Raw genomic sequence first — 20,571 nt, 5'->3', positions numbered from 1 at the left:
GAATTCCAACAAAGGGTCAAGGATTCGGGGATCGTCATTTTCTGTTGCTGTAGAAAATGGAGTTTCTTCCGTGCAGGCGATGAGTCCGAAGCTCATAGCAAGCATGATTAATAGTATGTGGTATATCTTTTTCATATCTGAATCTAATTAAAAAATGATTGTTATTTTGTTGCATCTTTGTCCCACCATACCGGAGTGTACCAGTTGTCTGTTCCTCCCATGCGGTTTAGAGCTTCTTCGTAACTTACTTTATTGTAAGATGATTCCAGAACCGGGTAGCAAAGGCGCACCGGAATTTCAGTACCGCCGGTCAGATATTGTCCGAAACCGTATTCAGCAGGTGATTTCAATTTCGGATAACCAGAACGGCGTATGTTTGCCCAACATTCAGCCGGATTGGTGAAGTGGAGAATCCAGGCCTGTGTATTGATGGCTTCTTTTTTCTGTTCGTCAGTATGTCCGATTCCGTTTTGATTTATATATTCTTCGAATGTTTCATCCGAAACCTGGTCGCATCCATAGCTTTCTGTCAGGAAATCGATAGCTGCACGTACTCCTGTTCTGTACAGTTCGTCTATAGACTTACTTCCTGTATTCCATCCTTTGAGAGAAGCTTCGGCCAATAGAAATTCAACTTCTGCGTATGTCATGACTACGCCGGGGTTTGTACTTTTCAGAAAGTTGTTAGCCAGTTTAGGTTCTGTTTCACGAGCTACTGTTGTGCTTATGGAAGGATTGGTTTCTGCAAGCTCCTTCAAAATATCGCTGTCATATCCACTAGGCCACGGATCATAGCTGAATGCTCCCGGTTCGCATGGCTGGAAAGCGATACCTTTTTCCAGCATTTCGTTTGTCAGATCGATGCGGTTATCGGGGCTGGTAGAACTCATCAGGCCATCGTAATAGCAGCGTCCGATCATAAACGTACGAGGATCACCTGTGTTATACAACTGATTGAAGAGAGTAGAACATAGATAGCTTGGGTTATTGGCCGGATCGTTACCGAACAACAGTTGTGACAAGGCATTTCCACGGTAGTCTGTATAGGCTTCTTGTCCGAAACTGAATGATTTTTCCATGTATTGGATAAGTGCATTGTCATCATTGCTTTGGAAGATGCCGCCTTCGTCTTGCAGGGCTGCCTCAAACTCTTCCTGAGCTTTTTGAGGAGCGACATTGGAGATACGCATGGCAAATCTCATTCTCAATGAATTGGCAAGTTTTTTCCATTTGCTTACGTCGCCGTTGAAAATAACATCACCTGTAATTTTGTCTTTGCTGACATCCATGTTGTTGCCGGCAGTTTTGAGTTCTGTGAAGAAATCGTTGTAGATTTCTTCCTGTGTATCGTAACGTGGGTTGAATTTCTCTTCCAGAAAGCCTTTGCCTGCTTCACTGCAAGGTACATCTCCATGAATATCTGTAATGACCGACATAAGGTATACTCTGTAGATACGTACTGCCGAATTGATATTTACTTTTTCAGCATTATCGGCTGTACGATATTGAGCATCTGTCAGATTTTTGATAGCTGTGGTATAGAATGTTGTCCAGACACGTCCCATTTCATTATTGTCGACAGTATGTCTGCCTCCATAGTTTGTTGTATTCCAACATCCCATAAGTTGTTGGTTGAATGCATACAGGTAGTTTCTGTAAATTTCTACCATTCCTAGATCACCGTAAGTCTGTAGCTGGGCTGTGGTAAGCTGTGCATTCGGATCGATAGTTGAGGCTTTCGACGGATCTGTATTCATATTCTCCATATACTCATCGCTACATGCTGTAAAGAATATGATGAATGCCGCCAATATCAGGGTAAAATATGATTTATAGTTTTTCATACGTAAATATTAAGCGTCCTACACACAAAGTAGGACAGGTTTATACTAAAATTGATATAAATCCGAGGTTTTGGATAAAAGAAAGATTAGCACTTATGAGAACACAAGTGCGGCTATTGTACAATAATAAATAGCAACAGCTAAGAATTTAAAAGTTTCATACACGTGTACATAAGTCACAATCTTTGGCGCTTAGCTGTTGAGACCAATTTCATTGTCGGGCTATGGTAATTCCAGTAAAAGTCGGCCTTTGGTCTATATTATTAGTTCAGTGTTACAGCTTGTGGAACTTTAGTAAGTGAGACATTGTATCCAAGCTTTTTAAGTTCAGAAGACAAATATACCTTGCGTTTCTGCTCTATCTTGGATTGCATATATTGTGCTCCAAGTTCATGGTAACGGGACCCTGTACTCAGTATCAGATAAACGGATATCAACTGAGAATGTCCCACTGCAATCAAGGCACGTTTCTTTCCTCTGCGGGCAGCTATACGATGGTATCTCTCACTAAAAAACGTATTCTTTGTACGGGTCGCAGCCCATGCGGCTTCTGTGATTACCGCCTTTACCTGTTTGTTTCCGTGAGTGATTCGTGCGCTTTTTTTTTACCCGCACTCTCGTTGTTGCCCGGAGAAAGACCGGCCCAGGACGAAAGATGCTTTTCAGAAGGGAAGTGGGACATGTCAAGACCTATCTCAGAAACCAGATCCTCTACAACCTTGGTGCTAAAACCGGGAATCTCCCTGAGAAGTTCAAGGACATTCTCGTACTTGGACAACAGTCTCTTTATACGTTCGGACAAATCATCAACCAAAGTCTGAGTCTGGTCTATATCCTTTCGGATCATCTGAAGAAGATAAATGTGATGCTCTTCAACAAAACCGGTACACGCCTCAAGCAATTCTTCAGGACTGGCTGACAGTTTACCGTGATAAACTGAATTTATATCATCAAGAGTAAGGACTTTGCCTTCACAAAGCATATCAATAAGAGAAGTAGCTGTCGTACCGCTTGTATTACTTACTACACTTGAAAGCTTGATGTTGCAGTCTTCAAGAATACGCATCATACGGTTCTTCTCTGAAGCTATCTGCTGAATAAGCTTGTTCCGGTAACGCGTCAGGTCACGAAGCTGACGCTGCTCCTTGGGAGGAATATAGCTCGGTTTGAGAAGACCTGCCAGAAGAAGCTTGCAGATCCATTCGCTGTCCATCTTGTCTGTCTTGTGACCCGGAACATTCTTAATGTGACGGGCATTGACTATCCAGACATTGGGAATGGAATCTTCAAGAACCTTATAAACCGGCTTCCAGTAAACACCGGTACTCTCCATTCCCACATGCGTTACACCATTGGACAATAGCCATTCTTTCAATTCATTCAAAGAACTCGTGAAGGTTTTGAATGAGCGGGTCTCGCGTTGGATGCCTGCTCCGTCAATTGTCGCCACCACAACCTTCAGGTGGACGTCGATACCGCAAGCGCGCTGTATCAACTGAGGGAATGTCACTTCTGCCATAACTGATACATTTTAGGGTTACACTATACAAAGGTAACTTCAGCTTGACTATTTACATTCTCTTGGGCGTGATTTTTTATCTCATGGGTATTTCATTGTATTTCTTCTTTAATATATTACGTAATGAACTATCTTTAGAATTTGAGATTGACATTGAATCCGTAACTTCTGCGTGATGGGAGTGAACCATATTCCAATCCCATACCGGTTGTATTGTTATAGTTTGAATCCGGATCAATATTTGGAATATTCTTCCATACGATAAACGGATTACGTGCAACGAATGAAACTGTGAGTCCTTTTACTACGTTTTTCAGCCATGACTGAGGTACTCTGTAGCTTAAGGTGATTTCACGGCATTTGATGTATGAATTGTCGTAGATAAACATTGACGGAGCATTTCGGCAGACACTCATCCAGTAATCTTCCGGGTTAATGTAAATATCATTCGGACGATAAGTTCCGTCACCGTTATCAATTACACCCGGAGCAATGAAACCACCGGTAGGAGTCCAGTCGGGAGAACCTTTGGCAATACCTGCGGCCTGGCGTTGTTCTTCCGAGCGATACCATTCTTCACGGCCTGCGAGTGTTTCTTTACTTTTACCAGATTCATAAGAAGCACGGGCAGACATAGAATAGAGGTCAGCTCCGACTTTGATATCGAAAAGAGCAGAGAGAGATAAGTTTTTATAAGTAAGCGTTGTTCCAAGACCTCCGGTCCAGTCCCAGGAAGCATTACCCAGTACATGATTGCTCTTGTCGTACTGTGGAAGTCCGGTCTGCGGGTCTATAAGAATATCTCCGTTTTCATTGCGTTTGAAGTCCGGTCCTACGATGGCTCCGAAGTTCTCGCCGACTTTTGCTGCAACTTGTACATCCAGCCATGCTGCTTTTTCAAGTTCGAACATGTCCATGCCATCTACCAGTTTCTTTACTTTATTGCTGTTCTTTGAAAAGTTCAGGTTCAAATCCCAGGAGAAATCCTTAAGTTCTATCGGACGTGTGTTAAGTGCGATTTCGATACCTTTATTTTCAATTTCACCAGCGTTGATCAGGCGGTAGTTATAACCGGAAGTCCATGAACTGGCCATACCCATAATCTGATTCTTACTGTTTTGAGTGTAGTAAGTAAAGTCGAGTCCGATACGGTTCTTCAGGAACTTCATCTCCAGACCAAGTTCGAAAGAGTTGGTCTTAGTCGGTTTCAAGTTTTTATTAGGCATTGTCGAATTATTGATGTATCCGATGGTATAGCCCGGGTAGGTAAATTTCGATTTGCTGTAAACCAGTCCCAACTGATAAGGATCGGTGTCGCTACCTACTTGTGCCCATGATAAACGGAACTTTCCGTAAGGCATCAGGTCACTTTGTTTTAGTAATTCCGAGAATACAAAACTTCCGGAGAATGACGGATAAACATATACATTGTTTCCGATAGGCAGGGTAGACGACTGGTCGCCGCGTAAAGTTGCATCGAGATAAACCAAATGTTTCCATCCTACGTTTACTGCACCATAAACCGAATTGATTTGTTTACGGTAACTGTTCTGTTCCAAGCTGGTTTCATTGAAGCTCATCAGGGCTACTACATCACGAATCTGCATATCCTGGGCAGTAGTGACGGTAGTCTGATTATTGACCTTGTAAACGTTTCCTCCCAATGTTGCATTGAAATCGAAATCTCCCCACGTATTGTTATAGAGGGCAAGTAGTTCGAAGTTGTACATGCGGTTACGGAAATTACTGTTCTGCAAATAACCGGCTTCGTATCCCGGGGTAGTAGGAGCTTTGAAATCTTCGAATATGAAGTAGTTCAGTTCTGCACCGATTGTACCTTGCAGTTTCAGGTGTTTGTTAATGTTCCAGATTGCTTTTCCATTGAAACGGAACTGGTCTTTCTTCGAATTGTTGGAGTTTTTGTAAACGTCCCAGTAAGGATTTACGTTGTATGGGTCCATACCATTCCAGTTGGAATATTCACCGTTTTCATCCTGATAGTTTTTCAGCCATTCCTGATCGTAGGTTGTTGCCAGAGTCATCAGGTTCTTTCCGATGTTCGATTTGCTGTCACCCAGTGCCGGGCGATTTTTTACAGCTTCGCGAGTATAGTTGGCACTGAAGTCAACATCTACCTTTCCCAGACTGGTGTTGGTACGCAGGTTGAAAATGTCACGGCTCATGTTCGACTGAGGAACAATATCTTTGTTTCTCATATCGGTATAGGTGAAACGTACACCTGTATGTCCGCTGTTGGCACTGATGATAGCTGTATTGGTAGCTGTCAGACCTGTTTGGAAGAATCCGGAAGTATTGTCTGGAATGATGAGATAAGGACGTGCTACACCGTCAAAATATGTCAGCATATTACTGCCGTCAGCTTTTGGTCCCCAGCTTTTGTTCGTATTTGAAATGGCATCGATGCTGTATGTTCCGTTGCTTCCCATACCATATACCTGCTGTATATCGTTCCATTTAGCCAACTGGGTATCGAAGGTGAGTGTACCATTATATTCTACACTGAATTTCTCTTTTCCATTGGCTTTTTTGGTTGTAATGAGGATAACTCCATGACTGGCACGGCTACCGTAAAGAGCAGATGCAGCAGGACCTTTCAATACAGACATGTTTTCGATATCATCGGGATTGATACTGGAAATTCCGTCACCTAAATCGAAACCTCCTGAAGTACCAGCACTACCATAGTTGGTATTATCAAGAGGCACACCGTCGATGACATACAACGGCTGGTTGTTTCCTGTCATTTCTGTACTACCACGCAAAATAACTCGTGTTGATCCGGAAGGACCTCCGGCTGTCTGGCTGACTACAAGTCCCGGAACGCGACCTGCCATTGAGTTGATTACGTTTGTTTCCTTGGCTTTTGTAAGCGATTCACCTTTTACCTCATCAACTCCGTAGCCCAATGCCTTACGTTCTCTTTTGATACCTAATGCAGTTACTACTACTTCATTCAATACCTTACTGTCTTCAGCCATGACAATATTCAATGGCTTTTTACTTGCTTCTATTTCTATCGTTTTGTAGCCAATGTAACTGATAACCAGTGTTGCACCTGGAGCTACGTTTAATGTAAACTTTCCATCTAAGTCGGTGATGGTTCCGTTGGTAGTATTTCCTTTTTCTATAACTGATGCTCCGATAACGGGACCGGTAGCATCGGTTACAGTTCCGGTTACAGTGTGGGTCTGTTGCTCAACAGCAGAATGAACTGGTTGGGTAATTGCTTTCATCGGTGAAATTCCACCTATAAAACAAAGTGAGAGTGTGCCACATAATAGTGTGTACCTGCAATTTTTTGTTTTCATAGATTTGTTTGTATTAAGATTAATAAACTTTTATCCAGTCGATATACATGTTTACCTTCTCTCCGTCTTTCAATGCAGTGATGGCATTGACATCTGTGATGCCGGTAAAACTTCCACCTACAGCCAGATTGAACAGGATGTAGAAGTTATGGTGAAAATATTCATAACGTCCGCTGACTTTGCTGATGTCGAAAGTGTAAAACTTGGTTCCGTCTATGCTTACAGTCAGACTGTTTTCATTCCATTCCAGCAAGTAGGTATGATATTTCCCATCTTGCAGACTCTGTGAAACATTATCGGCATGATATTCCTGACGATGTCCGCTTTCGTAGTCGGTTCCATAGTGGATGGCTGTGTTGAGATAGGTTTCAGACGTACCGTTGATTATACCGTTTTCCTGTCCCATTTCCATAATATCGATTTCTCCGCACTGAGGCCAAGGCATATTATTGTCGCCCATCATCCAAAATGCAGGCCATAGACCATTTGCTGTTTGGGGAAGCTTGATGCTTGCTTCTATCTTACCATATTGAAAACTTTTTTTACCTTGACTGTTTACTCTTCCGGAATAGATTTTGTCTCCTTTCCGTTCTGCCGTTAAAATAAGTACAGATCGTCCTTCATCTGTCCCGGTCGATACATGTGCTGCATCATATATTTGCAGTTCTTGATTTACCCATCCGGCTTCGTGTTCTTCTTTGGTCCATACATTGCTGTCGAATGTTTCGAAGTCATCTTTAAATACAACTTTTTCCTGAGATTCTTCCTGCGGATTCATGTTTACTTCATCGGATGAGCAGGACTGATACATTGAGCACATTGCCAGTGCCAGTAGAATTTTTACTTTTTTCATATTACAGATATTTATGGGTTAAGATCATTATCGGTTCGTAGGGAGCCCGGTTGTAGCTGCGGTGACTAATACGCCGTGTGGCTGTTGAGCTCTGTGCAAAAGTGGGGATTGTATGCAAATAAGATGGTCAGATAGCTGACATATAAGGTTTGATTGCTGACATTTCTACTGGAAGTGATAGTTTTATGACTATCTGAAACAGCTTTATGCCGGTGAAAAGAGTCGTTTTTGAGAGAAGAAGGCATAAAAAAAGCCGGTAAACTGTTTTTTTACCGACTTTCTTATGTAAGACTAAATGAATTTCTTATTGCTTGTCTGATGATGAGGCTGAACTGTCCTGCTCATATTTGCTGGGCTGAATGCCAAATTGTTTTTTGAATAGCATGCTGAAATATTTTACATTTATAAATCCTGTATCAGTAGCTACTTCTGTCACGTTTTTGCCTTGCTTCAGCAGTTCGGCTGCTTGTTGTAATCGGATGATACGGATAAACTCTTGCGGAGCTTTTCCTGTCAGCGATTTGAGCCGGCTGTAAAAAAGAGTACGGCTCATAGCCATTTCCTGACACAGACTGTTGATATTGAATTCTGCATTGCTGATATTCTCAATGACCAGTTGAGTAGCACGTATCACAAATGCATGGTCACTTTCGGAAAGTGCCGGCTGGTTATCAATGGTGTCATCACTTTGTTGAGCTGGCTGGTCAGGAGTTGATGTGGTATTGTTTCTGCCATTTTCTACCTCTTTGAGAGCTTGTCGCATGAAGAAATCTCGCTGACGATTTCTGTTTTCTATGAATCCGCGTACCTTTAACTTTAGTATTTCTGTACTAAAAGGTTTGGGGATATAATCGTCTGCGCCTTTTTTCAATCCTTCTACTACGGCATCATAATTGGTTTTGGCAGTGAGCAAGATAAAAGGTATACCGGCTGTATCCGGATTTTCTTTTACCATTTGACATAATTCGTCCCCCTGAGTCCCCGGCATCATTACATCCGATAAGATCAGATCGGGATATTCATTCGACAGATAATCGAGAGCTTCTTTCCCATTTGCGACATCAATGACACGATAATAGTGTTCAAAGGTCTTGCGTAGATAGTAGCGCAATTCTTCGTGATCTTCTACTATCAGCAACGTATCTTTACCTTCCAGTTTCTCTTCAACCTCTTTCTTCTCTGGTGAAGAATATGTAGTATTTTCGTTTTGTTGTGAAGGTGATGATAGGTGTGAAGTAGCCTGAAGTGTTTGTGATACGGCAGCTGTATTATGAGCTTTCTGTAATGTAACAGAGAATGTTGTACCTTTGTTTACTTCTGATTCATAAGATACTTTTCCATGTAGCATCTTTACAATACGCTGTACCTGCAATAAACCGAATCCTGTGCCAGACTCGTGTGATTCTCTGGCATTTTCAGCCCGGTATACACTGTTAAATAAGTGTTTTCTGGCTTTGGAGGGTATACCGATGCCATTGTCTTTTACTTCGATGATAACTTTTTGCTTATTATATCGCAGACTTATTTCTATATTTCCGTGTGATGGAGTGTACTTGCATGCATTGGAGAGTAAATTGTCGAGTAACATTTCCATTAGATGTCTGTCTGCCATGGCATATACATCCTGATCTGGTAATGAAATATGCAAATGCAACTGTTTTTTGTCGCATAGTGCCTGGAAGCTTGCACATTCTTCAACAAGCAGTTCACTCAGATTTACAGGTTCCAGTGTGATAGACTTCTTGTGTGTATCTACTTTCTCAAACTCCAGCAGTTGTGTGATGAGAGTGTGAAGCTTGCGCGTGTTGTTACGTGCCATATCCAGCAGCTGACGTGCATCGACAGATAGTTCCTGTTGTTTTCCTAAATCTTCCAGTGGGGCCATAATCAGTGTAACCGGAGTTCTGATGTCGTGAGCCGTATCTATGAAGAATTTGATTTTGTCTTCATCATATTGCTTCTGAAGCTGGTTGCTCTTGAAGCGGAGGATAAAGTAAAAAATACCTCCTACCAGACAGATATATACTATCCATGCATACCATGAGTTCCACCAGGGCTGTGCGATTTGTATGGGTAGTGTCTGCTCGGATATAATTTCTCCATTACTTTTTCTCAAACTGCGTACTTTGAGTGTATATGTTCCGGGAGATACATTGGTATATCGTACAGATCCGTTTGAAGATAGATTACTCCATGACTTTTCGTATCCGTCTAAAATATACTGATAAGCAATGTCGTGCTGGAACCGATAGTTTATAGATTCGAACGTAACGACAAACGAATTGTGGCTGTATCCCAGATGGACGTCCTTATCGACTAGCATCTGATAGATGCAGGGATGTAGCTGTCTGGCTTCATGCGGATTGAGATATTCAACTCGTAAATCGGTAAATCGCAGTGGAGCTTGATAATCTACCATCATTACTGCGTCGGGAGAAATAAATACAGCTCCGTTAGTGCTTCCGTATGCAAATCTTCCATCAGATAATTGGGTATACGATGATTTATTATATACTTTGTCTATGTCATAGATATAATTCAAATTTGATACCTGGAAGTCTTTAACAATAGCCAGTCCTTTTCCTGTACTTGCCCATATACCTCCCTGGGAATCCCGTTGCAGACTGTATACGTCGTCAGACAACATACCTTCGTGGGTAGTAAATGTTTTCAGCTCGTGAGTATTCATGTTATATAAACTCAGTCCTCCTCCTTCTGTACCTAACCATACCGTTCCGTCATCATTAAAAAGCATGGAAATGATGTAAGCACTGGCATTTTGCTCATTGAGATCTTGAGTGGTAGCATAAGGTTTGACAGTTCCACTCTGTTTGTCTATTATGCAGAAGCCGTTTACTGTGGCTACTGCTATCTGATGATGGTTTATAGCCATAATGGAGTGTATCCAGTTCACATCGAACACCTGTTTACGTTGTCTTGATTTGTCCCATTTAACCAGTCCGCCATCAAGTCCCCCAATCCACAAGTCGCCGTCATAATCTTCGGTGATCGAGAATATGTAGTTGGTAGTCAGTTCTCCTTTTCCTTCTGTGAGGTGTGTGGTTGTTTTTCCGGACTTATCTATTTGATACACACCGTCTCCGTAGGTTCCGGCCCATATATTGCTGTCTTTACCTTTGCACAACGTTACGGTAACGGTTGATTTCAGTATATGTTTCCAGATGCCGGAGGGAGTTAAAATACTGATTCCGTCGTCAGTGGCAAACCATATATCACCGTTGGTATTTTCTTCGATATCATTGACATTATCGTTTGCCAGCGATTGTGGATTACCTCTTTCATGGTTGAGGATAGTTATAGGATATTTCAGGTAGATAGCAACAGATACTCCTCCCGTATAACTTCCTATCCAGATATTTCCCTGATGATCGCGGGTTACGGCATAAACTCCATTTCCTTGCAGGTAGATATCGCTGTTATCTTCTGTATTGATAAAAAGATTACTTCTTTTAGTTTCCAGATTGACTGTATGTACACCTCCTCCATCTATTCCGATCAGTAGGGTATGGTCGTCGTAGGCTGTGATGGCCCGGATGGGACTGGAAAAGCAGGAGTTCTGTTTTTCGATGTGTTCTACTATGCCAGTTGTCGGATCCAGTGTCCATAGTCCATTATTGAATGTTCCGATCCAAAGCTGTTTATGTGCGCTATCATAAAAAAGAGTTTGTACGTTTTTGTTCTCTGTGAGAACTTTGGTGTGCCGAGGATTTGAACATGATATATATAACACTCCGTTGGATGTTCCTGTAAATAGAGAATCTCCTACACAGATAATGTCATTGATGTACTTATTCGGAATAATCTGTGAAACAGCTTCATCGGGAGCTTTTTTGTATAATCCTTTACTTAACCCCAGCCATAATGTTCCGTTTGGGCCCATACAGAGCTTATTCAGGATAATTTCTCCCTTGATAGATTCGCCTAAATATAATTCTTGTTCGAAACTGTCTGTATCAGGCCGGTATCGATAGATTCTGCCAGTGTGATCGTATGCCCATAATCCGTACTTTTCGTGATACAGTAAGCGGATTCTGCGTCCAGCCATATCACCATAATAGAAGTTTCCCTCTAAGGTATAGTTTTTTACCATCTGGCCATTGTATCGGTCTATACCTGCTTTTGTTGCAATCCACATTGCATGATGGTTGTCTTCTACGATTGAAAACACTCGTTGGCTGCTAAGTCCTTCTACGTGACCGATATGTCTGATGTTGAACATCTTGTTTGTCAATTCAGCCTGAGCAGTAGTACTTATAGCCCATACAAGGAGAATAATGATATATTTCAGTAAGATTTTCATGCGGTAAAGTTTATCAAAGACATGAGGTCGTTTTTCATAAGTATGATATACTGATTTTGTTGGTGATTCAAGGATTATTGTAAAAATAGCTGTATGCAAAATCATTTGTCATATATTGCAAAAATAATTAAACTAAATCAAATATGAAAAACGCATGTGAATATAACTTTTCTATTTTGCTGTATAGTTACTTTTGTCGGTCTTTCATGATTTCTTCTGCATGATCAAGTGCCCAATTGGTTAACATTTTCAATATTGGCATTAAACTTTCACCTCGTTGAGTCAACTTATATTCCACGCGAGGGGGAACTTCCGGATAAACGGTGCGTTTTATCAGTCCGTCTGTTTCTAAAGAGCGTAATGTAACAGTTAGCATTCGTTGTGAGATCTCTCCGATACTTTTCTGTATGTCATTGAACCGCATAACTCCGTTGGTATGGAGGCTTATTAAAACCAGCATTGCCCATTTGGTACTAATGCGTGCGATGATATCTCGGATAGGACATATACCTGAATGATGAAAGTTTTGCATATATTAACAGTTTGTAAATGCTTGTTTTATAATAATACTTACACTGGTGTAAGTGACTGACGTTGATGTGCCTTCTTGTATTATCCGGGTAAGGTCGATACATTTGCAACACAAAAGTAATAAAGTTACTAATAATAACTAATGTATATTTAAAAAAAACTAGAATTATGGCAAAGCGTGTTGCAGTATTAGCCGTCAATCCGGTAAATGGATTGGGGCTGTTTCAGTACTTGGAAAGTTTTTACGAAAACAAAATTGAGTATCGTGTCTATGCCGTAGCGGAAACGACTGATATTCGTACGAATTCAGGTATCGCACTTCGCACAGATGATACTGTAGAACATTTGAAAGGGCATGCCGATGAGTACGATGCACTGGTCTTTTCTTGTGGAGATGCGATTCCTGTTTTTGGAGAGCATGCTTCAGAAGCTCCTTATGTTGCTATGATGCAGGTTATTAAGGAATTTGCAGAAAAAGGTAAACTGATGGCAGGGCATTGTGCTGCTGCACTGATGTTTGAAATAGCCGGTGTGACAGAAGGTAAGCGACTTGCCCTTCATCCAATGGTAAAATCGGCTATAAGCAAAGGGATTGCTACGGATGCTGAGTATGAAATTGATGGCAATTTCTTTACGGCACAATGCGAACATACCCTGCCTTCGATGATGCCTCAATTGATTGAAGTACTGAAGAAATAAATCGATTAGGGTTGTATTTTATCCCACCCGGCAGCGTTATACCATGCGATAGATGACTGACAGTATCTGTCCCACGTATAACTGATATTTCTGCCGGGGAAATACATACCCATACCGCAGAAACGTTCCGGAGCTATTTTTAAAGTTCCCAATGGATATTCTTCTCCATCTAAGCAATCTTTGGCAATGACAGCCTTGTTGATGCTGCTCTGTACATTGGCAGATACGACACCTCCGTTCAGTTGCGAAATGAAGTCGACTACATCGAACGAAAAATATCGATATTCGCCGTAACCGTATTGCTGGACTTGTGTATAATCTAAAGTCTGGAGTTCCGACTGATGGCTGAGGAGTTCTGCTTGTATGGCTTGGGCTACTTCTCCCATTGCTGTACAATCAACTGCGGCGTACGTACCCCACCAGTTGTTTTCCTTATTAAATTGTGCTGTTTCACTGCATATCTTTGCATAATCAATCACATCCTCATAGAGATTGATGAAGAAACGATCGTAAGGAAAACCAGCTATAGGGGTTTCCATTACAGAAGCTACGCAGTAGTGAGTTGCATTGCGCAATTCATAGAAAACTTCTGCTGTACCCATCATGCAGGCATCGAACAGTGTAAATTCGAGATTGCCGCTGGGGAAACTTTGCTCTAAGGTTGTTGCCAGTTCTGGAATATTAATGGCATTGCTTGTATCACCATCAATTCCAAAGGAACGTGAATATTGTGCATTAGTAGAAGGAAGCCATCCGGTAGCGTGGGAGCCCAATATCAAGCCGTACGATTCTGCTGGAGCAATGTCTTGCATGATTCGTAGGTTTTCTTTCATAATATCGGAATTGGTAGCGATGCCGAGTTGTGCCTGATGATGTTTTGCCTGCGCTATCACATTTTCTATGGTTAGTGAAGAGCCTTGTAAAATTTCCTGACCATTTATTTTCCCGTAACCGTCAGTCTGGAATTCCAATATTTCCGCAGTTTTTATGTATTGATTTTTGTTTGAAGGTTTATAATAAACCATTAGGGTACAAGTATCTTTGGCGGTGGATAGACTTTCATACATCCATTGTAGGTTCTTCATAATACATGCATCAATATTATCAAAAGGACTATTTGCTGCCATATAAGCAAGTACCACACGTTTGGCACGTGCAGATTCGTGGTATTCGGGAATCTCATCGGAACAGGCGTTTAAAACCAGTATCGAAATGAGATATAGCAAGACTTTCTTCATGCTTAATAATATAATTCGGCTTTCTTGAAGATAAATTCAGGATCAACCTCTAATACCACGATACTTTTATTCTTCTGATATTTTTCCTTCAGCTTGTTTATTTCTTTTTGCAGATTTTTCTTTTTCCGGTTGAAATAAACGAAGCAAGTGCGGTTTTTTAACTGTTTGTTTGACTCCAGATAATCTTTAAGCTGCATGCTGTATTCTGCACGTCCGACAAGCAGATCCTTATCATCAACAGCAGCACTGTCTACGTACTGTATATTAGTAAAGTAAACCAAAGAATCTGAAAATGATGCAGAAACTCCTGTAATGTAAACACCGTATTTATGTTTGTCTTTTGGTGATTTTGCCAGCGCAGGGAAAATTGCAGACGCAACCAATAAAAGGCAGAGTAATTTAAGATATTTCATGATTTAGTTTATTTTAGGTCACAAAAATAGATATTTGCGATAATATATGAAAAAGGAATAGAGAAAATTAACAAAGAAAAACGCATGGATATAAAAAAAGATGCAATAGTGTGGCGCTCTGCCCACTGTTGCATCCTGTTTTGTTTTCGGAAACGATCTTTATCTTATTACCCTAAATAAGATTTGAGCAACTTGCTACGAGAATTTTGTCTTAATCTTCTGATAGCTTTTTCTTTAATCTGGCGTACGCGCTCACGTGTGAGGCCGAATTTATCGCCGATTTCTTCCAACGTCATTTCTTGCGTGTTAATACCGAAAAACATTTGGATAATATCCTTTTCTCTTTCGGTTAGCGTAGAAAGTGCTCTGTCGATTTCCCTCGAAAGTGATTCATTAACCAGCGAACGGTCCGCCATTGGAGAGTCGTCGTTTACAAGGACATCCAGCAAGCTGTTGTCTTCTCCTTCTACGAAAGGAGCATCTACAGAAATGTGGCGTCCTGAAACTTTCAGCGTATCTGAAATTTTATCTACCGGAATCTCAAGTTCGTCTGCTAGTTCTTCCGGTGAAGGACGACGTTCGTTTTCTTGTTCGAACTTGGAGAATGCCTTACTGATTTTGTTCAGTGAACCAACTTGATTCAACGGTAAGCGTACGATTCGCGATTGTTCTGCCAAAGCTTGAAGAATAGACTGGCGGATCCACCATACAGCATAACTGATAAATTTAAATCCACGAGTTTCGTCAAACTTTTCAGCAGCCTTTATCAAACCTAGATTTCCCTCGTTTATCAAGTCAGGAAGGCTCAAGCCTTGATTTTGGTACTGTTTGGCTACTGATACTACGAATCGCAAGTTGGCACGTGTAAGTTTCTCCAAAGCAATGCGGTCCCCCTTACGAATACGCTGAGCGAGTTCTACTTCTTCTTCAACCGTAATCAGGTCCTCGCGACCGATTTCCTGCAAATACTTATCAAGAGAAGCACTCTCTCGGTTAGTGATACTTTTGGTAATCTTTAGTTGTCTCATTATTATACACCGAATTTGGCTACAAAAATACTAAAAAACTTTCATATAGCGATTCTTTCATTAAGAAAGATTAAACATAAAGCTAAAAATATTCGGATAATTTTCAGGGATTTTGTCGTGTTTTTATTGAAAAAACGTCAGATTTTTTGAGAATGAAGACACTTTTCTCTTTTATTCTTTAAAATTCAGAGTTAATTGGATCCATTTTTCTTTATTGCTTTCTGTAAATTGAGATTCTTCTTCTTTGGGGTTAGAAACGGAGAGTCCGAGAAGCCGTATAGGATGTTGCTCGTAGTCTACTTCCGCAAGTAATTGTTTGGACAGCGGAAGGATATCTTGCAAAGTATGCAACTGTTTGTTAACACTAATACTGCGTGTAATCTGAGTAAAATCGTGAAATTTTACTTTCAGTGTAAGTGTACTGCCTTGAAAATCTTTGGCTTTAAGCCGTTCTGCCAATTCGCATGCGACATGGTACAGTTCTATGATAACAGATGATTTGAGTGATATGTCTTTTTCGAGTGTGTGCTCACATCCTATTGATTTCCGGATACGTATAGCTTCAACCGGACGGTTATCTATGCCTCGGGCAAAGTCGTAATATACTTGCCCCATTTTTCCAAATTGCCTTGTCAACATTTCTAGTGAACAGTTACGAAGCGTACTTCCATTGTAGATTCCCAATGTATGCATCTTTTTGGCTGTGACAGGTCCTACTCCCCAAAAAGCTTCAATCGGTAATCCGGCAATGAATTCTTCAGCTTGGTCGGGGTGTATAGTACAAAGACCGTCTGGCTTGCGCAAATCGGAAGCAACTTTGGCCAGGAATTTATTATATGATATTCCGGCAGAGGCTACAAGGTTTAACTCTTTTCGTATCCGGATTTTTATTTCCCGGGCTATATCTACAGCCAGTTTGATGTCTTTTTTATTTTCTGTCACATCCAGAAATGCTTCGTCAAGTGATATCGGTTCAATAATGTCTGTATATTCGTGAAAAATTTCGTGAATCTGTGCCGATACACTTTTGTATACATCCATACGCCCTTCTACGAATATCAGTTCTGGGCAGATTTTTAATGCTTTTACCGATGACATAGCCGAACGCACTCCATACTTGCGTGCTTCGTAACTTGCAGCAGCCACAACTCCTCGTTTCTCTGAATGTCCGACTGCTACAGGCTTACCTTTTAAATCTGGATTGTCACGCTGTTCTACAGAAGCGTAAAATGCATCCATATCTATGTGTATGATTTTCCGGCTCGTGTTCATGTTTTGACGTAAAAGCTCTTTCATGCAAATTTAATGAAAGTTTTTTGGGCTATCATAAAAATCATTTGTACTTTTGTGAGGCTTTGAATAAACTAGCGAGAACAGTCATTATGATGAAAGATGAAATTAAAAAGGCATGTGAGATCATGCAAAAAGGCGGTGTGATACTTTATCCGACTGACACCGTTTGGGGAATAGGCTGCGATGCAACCAATGAGGAAGCTGTAAAGCGAGTATATGAAATTAAGCATAGAGCTGACAGTAAAGCAATGCTGGTACTTGTAGATAGTCCGGTGAAGGTCGATTTTTATGTTAGTGATGTACCTCCTGTTGCTTGGGATTTAATCGAAATGACTACCAAACCTTTTACTATAATTTATGATGGAGCACGTAATTTAGCTCCTAATTTGCTTGCAGAGGATGGCAGTGTGGGTATTCGTGTAACAAATGAAACCTTTTCGAAAGAATTATGTTTCCGCTTTCGTAAAGCGATAGTTTCAACTTCTGCCAATATCAGCGGCCAGCCTGCACCTGCTATTTTTTCTGAGATAAGTGAGGAAATAAAGAATGCGGTAGATTATGTAGTTGATTTTCGTCGTGAAGAAAATGGTCATCCTAAGCCTTCCAGTATTATTAAATTAGGTAAGGGCGGTGTTGTGAAAGTTATAAGAGAATAAAAAATTACGCGTTCGATGAAAACTTCACAAGATAAGTTCGATTTGCTTCAACGTTTTATCCGATGGAGGGAAAAACATATTACAAATAAGCAGTTTATTTTAATATTGAGTTTTCTTGTTGGTATATTTACCGCATTGGCTGCTTATGTGTTGAAGTTTCTTGTAGAATATATAAAGGAGTTCCTGACAGAGAATTTTGACCCTATGGGGGCAAACTGGCTTTATCTGGTATATCCGGTAGCGGGTATTTTTATAACCAGTTTGTTTATCCGTAAGGTGGTACGTGATGATATCAGTCATGGTGTAACTAAGATTCTTTATGCCATATCGCGTAAACAAAGTCGCATTAAACGGCATAATATTTGGTCGTCGGTTTGTGCTTCTGCCATAACTATCGGATGTGGTGGATCTGTAGGAGCTGAGGCGCCGATTGTATTGACAGGATCTGCTATAGGCTCTAATTTGGGAAGTGTTTTCCGTATGGATCACAAGACCTTGATGTTGCTGGTTGGTTGTGGAGCGGCTGGTGCTGTATCTGGTATTTTTAAAGCTCCTATAGCTGGATTAGTATTTACGCTGGAGGTGTTGATGATAGATCTGACGATGGCTTCACTTCTTCCGTTGCTGATAACGAGTGTTACCGCAGCTTCTGTTTCGTATCTGCTTTTGGGTACAGAAGCAATGTTTCAGTTTCATCTGGATTATCCTTTTTCGCTCGAACGCATTCCATATGCCATCGCTTTAGGTATATTTTGTGGCTTGGTTGCTTGGTATTTTACTCGTTCAATGAACTGGATAGAAAATATATTCCGCCGGTATTCCAATCCTTATGTTAAGTTTGTTATTGGTGGAGCTATGCTGAGTATTCTGATATTTCTTTTTCCACCATTATATGGTGAAGGATATGATACCATTAGTTTGTTGTTAAACGGTGAAACCTCGGAAGAGTGGAATACTGTAATGAACAATTCATTGTTTTATGGTAGCACGCATCTGTTGGTCGTATACCTTATTTTGATAATCTTGTTTAAGGTTTTTGCTTCTAGTGCAACAAATGGAGGTGGTGGTTGCGGTGGTATTTTTGCTCCTAGTCTGTTTTTGGGATGTATATCGGGGTTTGTCTTTTCGTATGTATGTAATGAGTTCCATATCGGAAATACATATATTCCGGAAAAGAATTTTGCTCTGATGGGAATGGCTGGTCTGATGTCGGGAGTTATGCATGCTCCACTGACGGGTATTTTCTTGATTGCAGAACTGACAGGTGGATATGATTTGTTTCTTCCGCTAATGATTGTTTCTGTATGTGCCTATCTGACTATCATCGTATTTGAGCCTCATAGTATTTATTCTATGCGTCTGGCAAAAACAGGCGAGCTGATAACCCATCATAAAGATAAGGCGGTATTGACACTGATGAATATGGAGAGTATTGTGGAAACAGATTTTCTGAAAGTACGTCCTGATATGGATTTAGGTGAGATGGTGAAGCGTATTTCTCAATCTAGCCGTAACCTTTTTCCTGTGGTTGATGTAAATGATGAACTAATTGGTATAGTAGTTCTTGATGATATTCGTAATATTATTTTCCGTCAGGAATTATATCACCGTTTCCGGGTAGAAAGTTTTATGAAGCCTCCTAAAGCACCTATTATTAGTACAGACTCTATGGAAGTTGTGATGAAGAAGTTTGACCAGACAGGGGCCTGGAACTTACCTGTAGTTGATGAGGATAATAAGTATATTGGGTTTGTTTCGAAATCAAAAATGTTGAATACCTATCGTCAGGTATTGGTGGATATTTCAGCTGAATAAAAAGTACAAGACTTATGGATAAGAAGGATTTGAGAATTGTATATATGGGAACTCCCGAGTTTGCAGTGGAAAGTTTAAAAAGACTGGTAGAGGGAGGATATAATATAGTAGGTGTCATCACGATGCCTGATAAACCGATGGGGCGTCACGGAAGTGTATTGCAACCGAGTCCGGTAAAACAATATGCGGTTTCCCAAGGTTTAAAAGTGCTACAGCCTGAAAAATTAAAAAATGAAGAGTTTGTAGCAGAACTTCGGAGCCTGAATGCTGACTTACAGATTGTGGTCGCTTTTCGTATGTTGCCTGAAGTCGTATGGAGTATGCCGCGTTTGGGTACGTTTAATCTTCATGCTTCATTGCTTCCTCAATACCGTGGGGCAGCTCCGATAAATTGGGCTGTGATAAATGGAGATACCGAAACTGGTATTACAACCTTTTTCCTGAAGCATGAAATTGATACAGGAGAGATTATAGATCAGGTCCGTGTACCTATAGCTGATACTGATAATGTGGAGGTTGTTTATGAACGTTTGATGCGTTTGGGAGGTGATTTGGTTTTGAAGACTGTGGATGCTATTCTGGAAGGTTCTGTAAAAACAATTCCACAAGAAGAATTGGCTCAGGTTGGTGAACTTCGTCCTGCTCCAAAGATATTTAAAGAAACCTGTCGTATCGATTGGACAATAGGCGTGAAACGGATCTACGATTTTGTACGTGGTTTATCACCTTATCCAGCTGCATGGACTGAACTTTATCAGGAAGGGACTGATCCTGTTATGCTGAAGATATTTGAAACTGAAAAATTATTCTGTGAACATTCATTGGCTCCGGGTACTATTGTAACCGACTGTAAAACATATTTTAAAATAGCATCGTCTGACGGATATGTGAATGTTCTTTCGTTACAGCTGGCTGGTAAAAAACGTATGGAGATAAATGATTTCTTGCGTGGGTATCGCCATACAGAAAAAGCATATGTGAAGTAATAAAATAAAAAACCATTCAGAACAGCCCGAAAAGAGGGAAGGGGCT

The 20,571-nt window shown here is 40.8% G+C and carries 14 protein-coding genes; 4 read left to right on the top strand and 10 right to left on the bottom strand.

The window, feature by feature from the left end; all coding sequences use genetic code 11:
• Window positions 1–161 precede the first annotated feature (161 nt).
• The 6 genes from BACCOP_RS05485 to BACCOP_RS05455 form a co-directional block, all read right to left on the bottom strand.
• Window positions 162–1,844, bottom strand: a complete 1,683-nt coding sequence (locus tag BACCOP_RS05485; protein ID WP_007566306.1) for a SusD/RagB family nutrient-binding outer membrane lipoprotein — start codon at window positions 1,842–1,844, stop codon at window positions 162–164.
• A gap of 565 nt (window positions 1,845–2,409) precedes the next feature.
• Window positions 2,410–3,363, bottom strand: a complete 954-nt coding sequence (locus tag BACCOP_RS05475) for an IS110 family RNA-guided transposase (protein ID WP_007566304.1) — start codon at window positions 3,361–3,363, stop codon at window positions 2,410–2,412.
• Window positions 3,364–3,497: 134 nt separating this feature from the next.
• On the bottom strand, window positions 3,498–6,692 hold the full coding sequence (locus BACCOP_RS05470; RefSeq protein WP_040311849.1) for a SusC/RagA family TonB-linked outer membrane protein: 3,195 nt from the start codon (window positions 6,690–6,692) through the stop codon (window positions 3,498–3,500).
• A gap of 19 nt (window positions 6,693–6,711) precedes the next feature.
• Window positions 6,712–7,545, bottom strand: a complete 834-nt coding sequence (locus BACCOP_RS05465) for a glycoside hydrolase family 16 protein (RefSeq protein ID WP_007567110.1) — start codon at window positions 7,543–7,545, stop codon at window positions 6,712–6,714.
• Window positions 7,546–7,849: 304 nt separating this feature from the next.
• The gene (locus tag BACCOP_RS05460; protein ID WP_040311848.1) at window positions 7,850–11,866 is read right to left on the bottom strand and encodes a hybrid sensor histidine kinase/response regulator transcription factor; all 4,017 of its coding nucleotides are present in this window, start codon (window positions 11,864–11,866) and stop codon (window positions 7,850–7,852) included.
• Between the two features lie 187 nt (window positions 11,867–12,053).
• The gene (locus BACCOP_RS05455; protein WP_007567108.1) at window positions 12,054–12,398 is read right to left on the bottom strand and encodes a winged helix-turn-helix transcriptional regulator; all 345 of its coding nucleotides are present in this window, start codon (window positions 12,396–12,398) and stop codon (window positions 12,054–12,056) included.
• A 167-nt stretch (window positions 12,399–12,565) separates the two neighbouring features.
• Between BACCOP_RS05455 and BACCOP_RS05450 the strand changes: the two genes are divergently transcribed.
• Window positions 12,566–13,096: a DJ-1/PfpI family protein gene (locus tag BACCOP_RS05450; RefSeq protein WP_007567107.1), complete on the top strand. Its 531-nt coding sequence runs from the start codon at window positions 12,566–12,568 to the stop codon at window positions 13,094–13,096.
• Between the two features lie 5 nt (window positions 13,097–13,101).
• On the opposite strand, the gene BACCOP_RS05445 is transcribed toward BACCOP_RS05450, so the two are convergent.
• From BACCOP_RS05445 to dinB, 4 genes are all read right to left on the bottom strand, one after another.
• Entirely contained in the window at window positions 13,102–14,334 is a 1,233-nt protein-coding gene (locus BACCOP_RS05445; protein WP_007567106.1) for a clostripain-related cysteine peptidase, read from the bottom strand.
• A 2-nt stretch (window positions 14,335–14,336) separates the two neighbouring features.
• Window positions 14,337–14,747 (bottom strand): hypothetical protein, encoded by a 411-nt coding sequence (locus BACCOP_RS05440; protein WP_007567105.1) that lies wholly within the window; start codon window positions 14,745–14,747, stop codon window positions 14,337–14,339.
• A 167-nt stretch (window positions 14,748–14,914) separates the two neighbouring features.
• The gene (locus BACCOP_RS05435; RefSeq protein ID WP_007561648.1) at window positions 14,915–15,775 is read right to left on the bottom strand and encodes a sigma-70 family RNA polymerase sigma factor; all 861 of its coding nucleotides are present in this window, start codon (window positions 15,773–15,775) and stop codon (window positions 14,915–14,917) included.
• A gap of 171 nt (window positions 15,776–15,946) precedes the next feature.
• Complete coding sequence (gene dinB / locus BACCOP_RS05430; protein WP_040311859.1) at window positions 15,947–17,047, bottom strand: DNA polymerase IV; 1,101 nt, start codon at window positions 17,045–17,047, stop codon at window positions 15,947–15,949.
• 113 nt (window positions 17,048–17,160) lie between these two features.
• Between dinB and BACCOP_RS05425 the strand changes: the two genes are divergently transcribed.
• From BACCOP_RS05425 to fmt, 3 genes are read left to right on the top strand one after another with little or no spacing between them, the layout of a single operon-like run.
• Entirely contained in the window at window positions 17,161–17,724 is a 564-nt protein-coding gene (locus BACCOP_RS05425; protein ID WP_040311858.1) for an L-threonylcarbamoyladenylate synthase, read from the top strand.
• Between the two features lie 15 nt (window positions 17,725–17,739).
• Complete coding sequence (locus tag BACCOP_RS05420; protein ID WP_007567102.1) at window positions 17,740–19,539, top strand: chloride channel protein; 1,800 nt, start codon at window positions 17,740–17,742, stop codon at window positions 19,537–19,539.
• A gap of 14 nt (window positions 19,540–19,553) precedes the next feature.
• Entirely contained in the window at window positions 19,554–20,525 is a 972-nt protein-coding gene (gene fmt, locus BACCOP_RS05415) for a methionyl-tRNA formyltransferase (RefSeq protein WP_007567101.1), read from the top strand.
• Window positions 20,526–20,571: the final 46 nt, after the last annotated feature.

Origin of the sequence: Phocaeicola coprocola DSM 17136 (assembly GCF_000154845.1) — a bacterium.
Lineage (GTDB): Bacteria > Bacteroidota > Bacteroidia > Bacteroidales > Bacteroidaceae > Phocaeicola > Phocaeicola coprocola.
The sequence above is the reverse complement of the archived record's forward strand: the minus strand, read 5'-3'. Positions and strand labels throughout refer to the sequence as shown.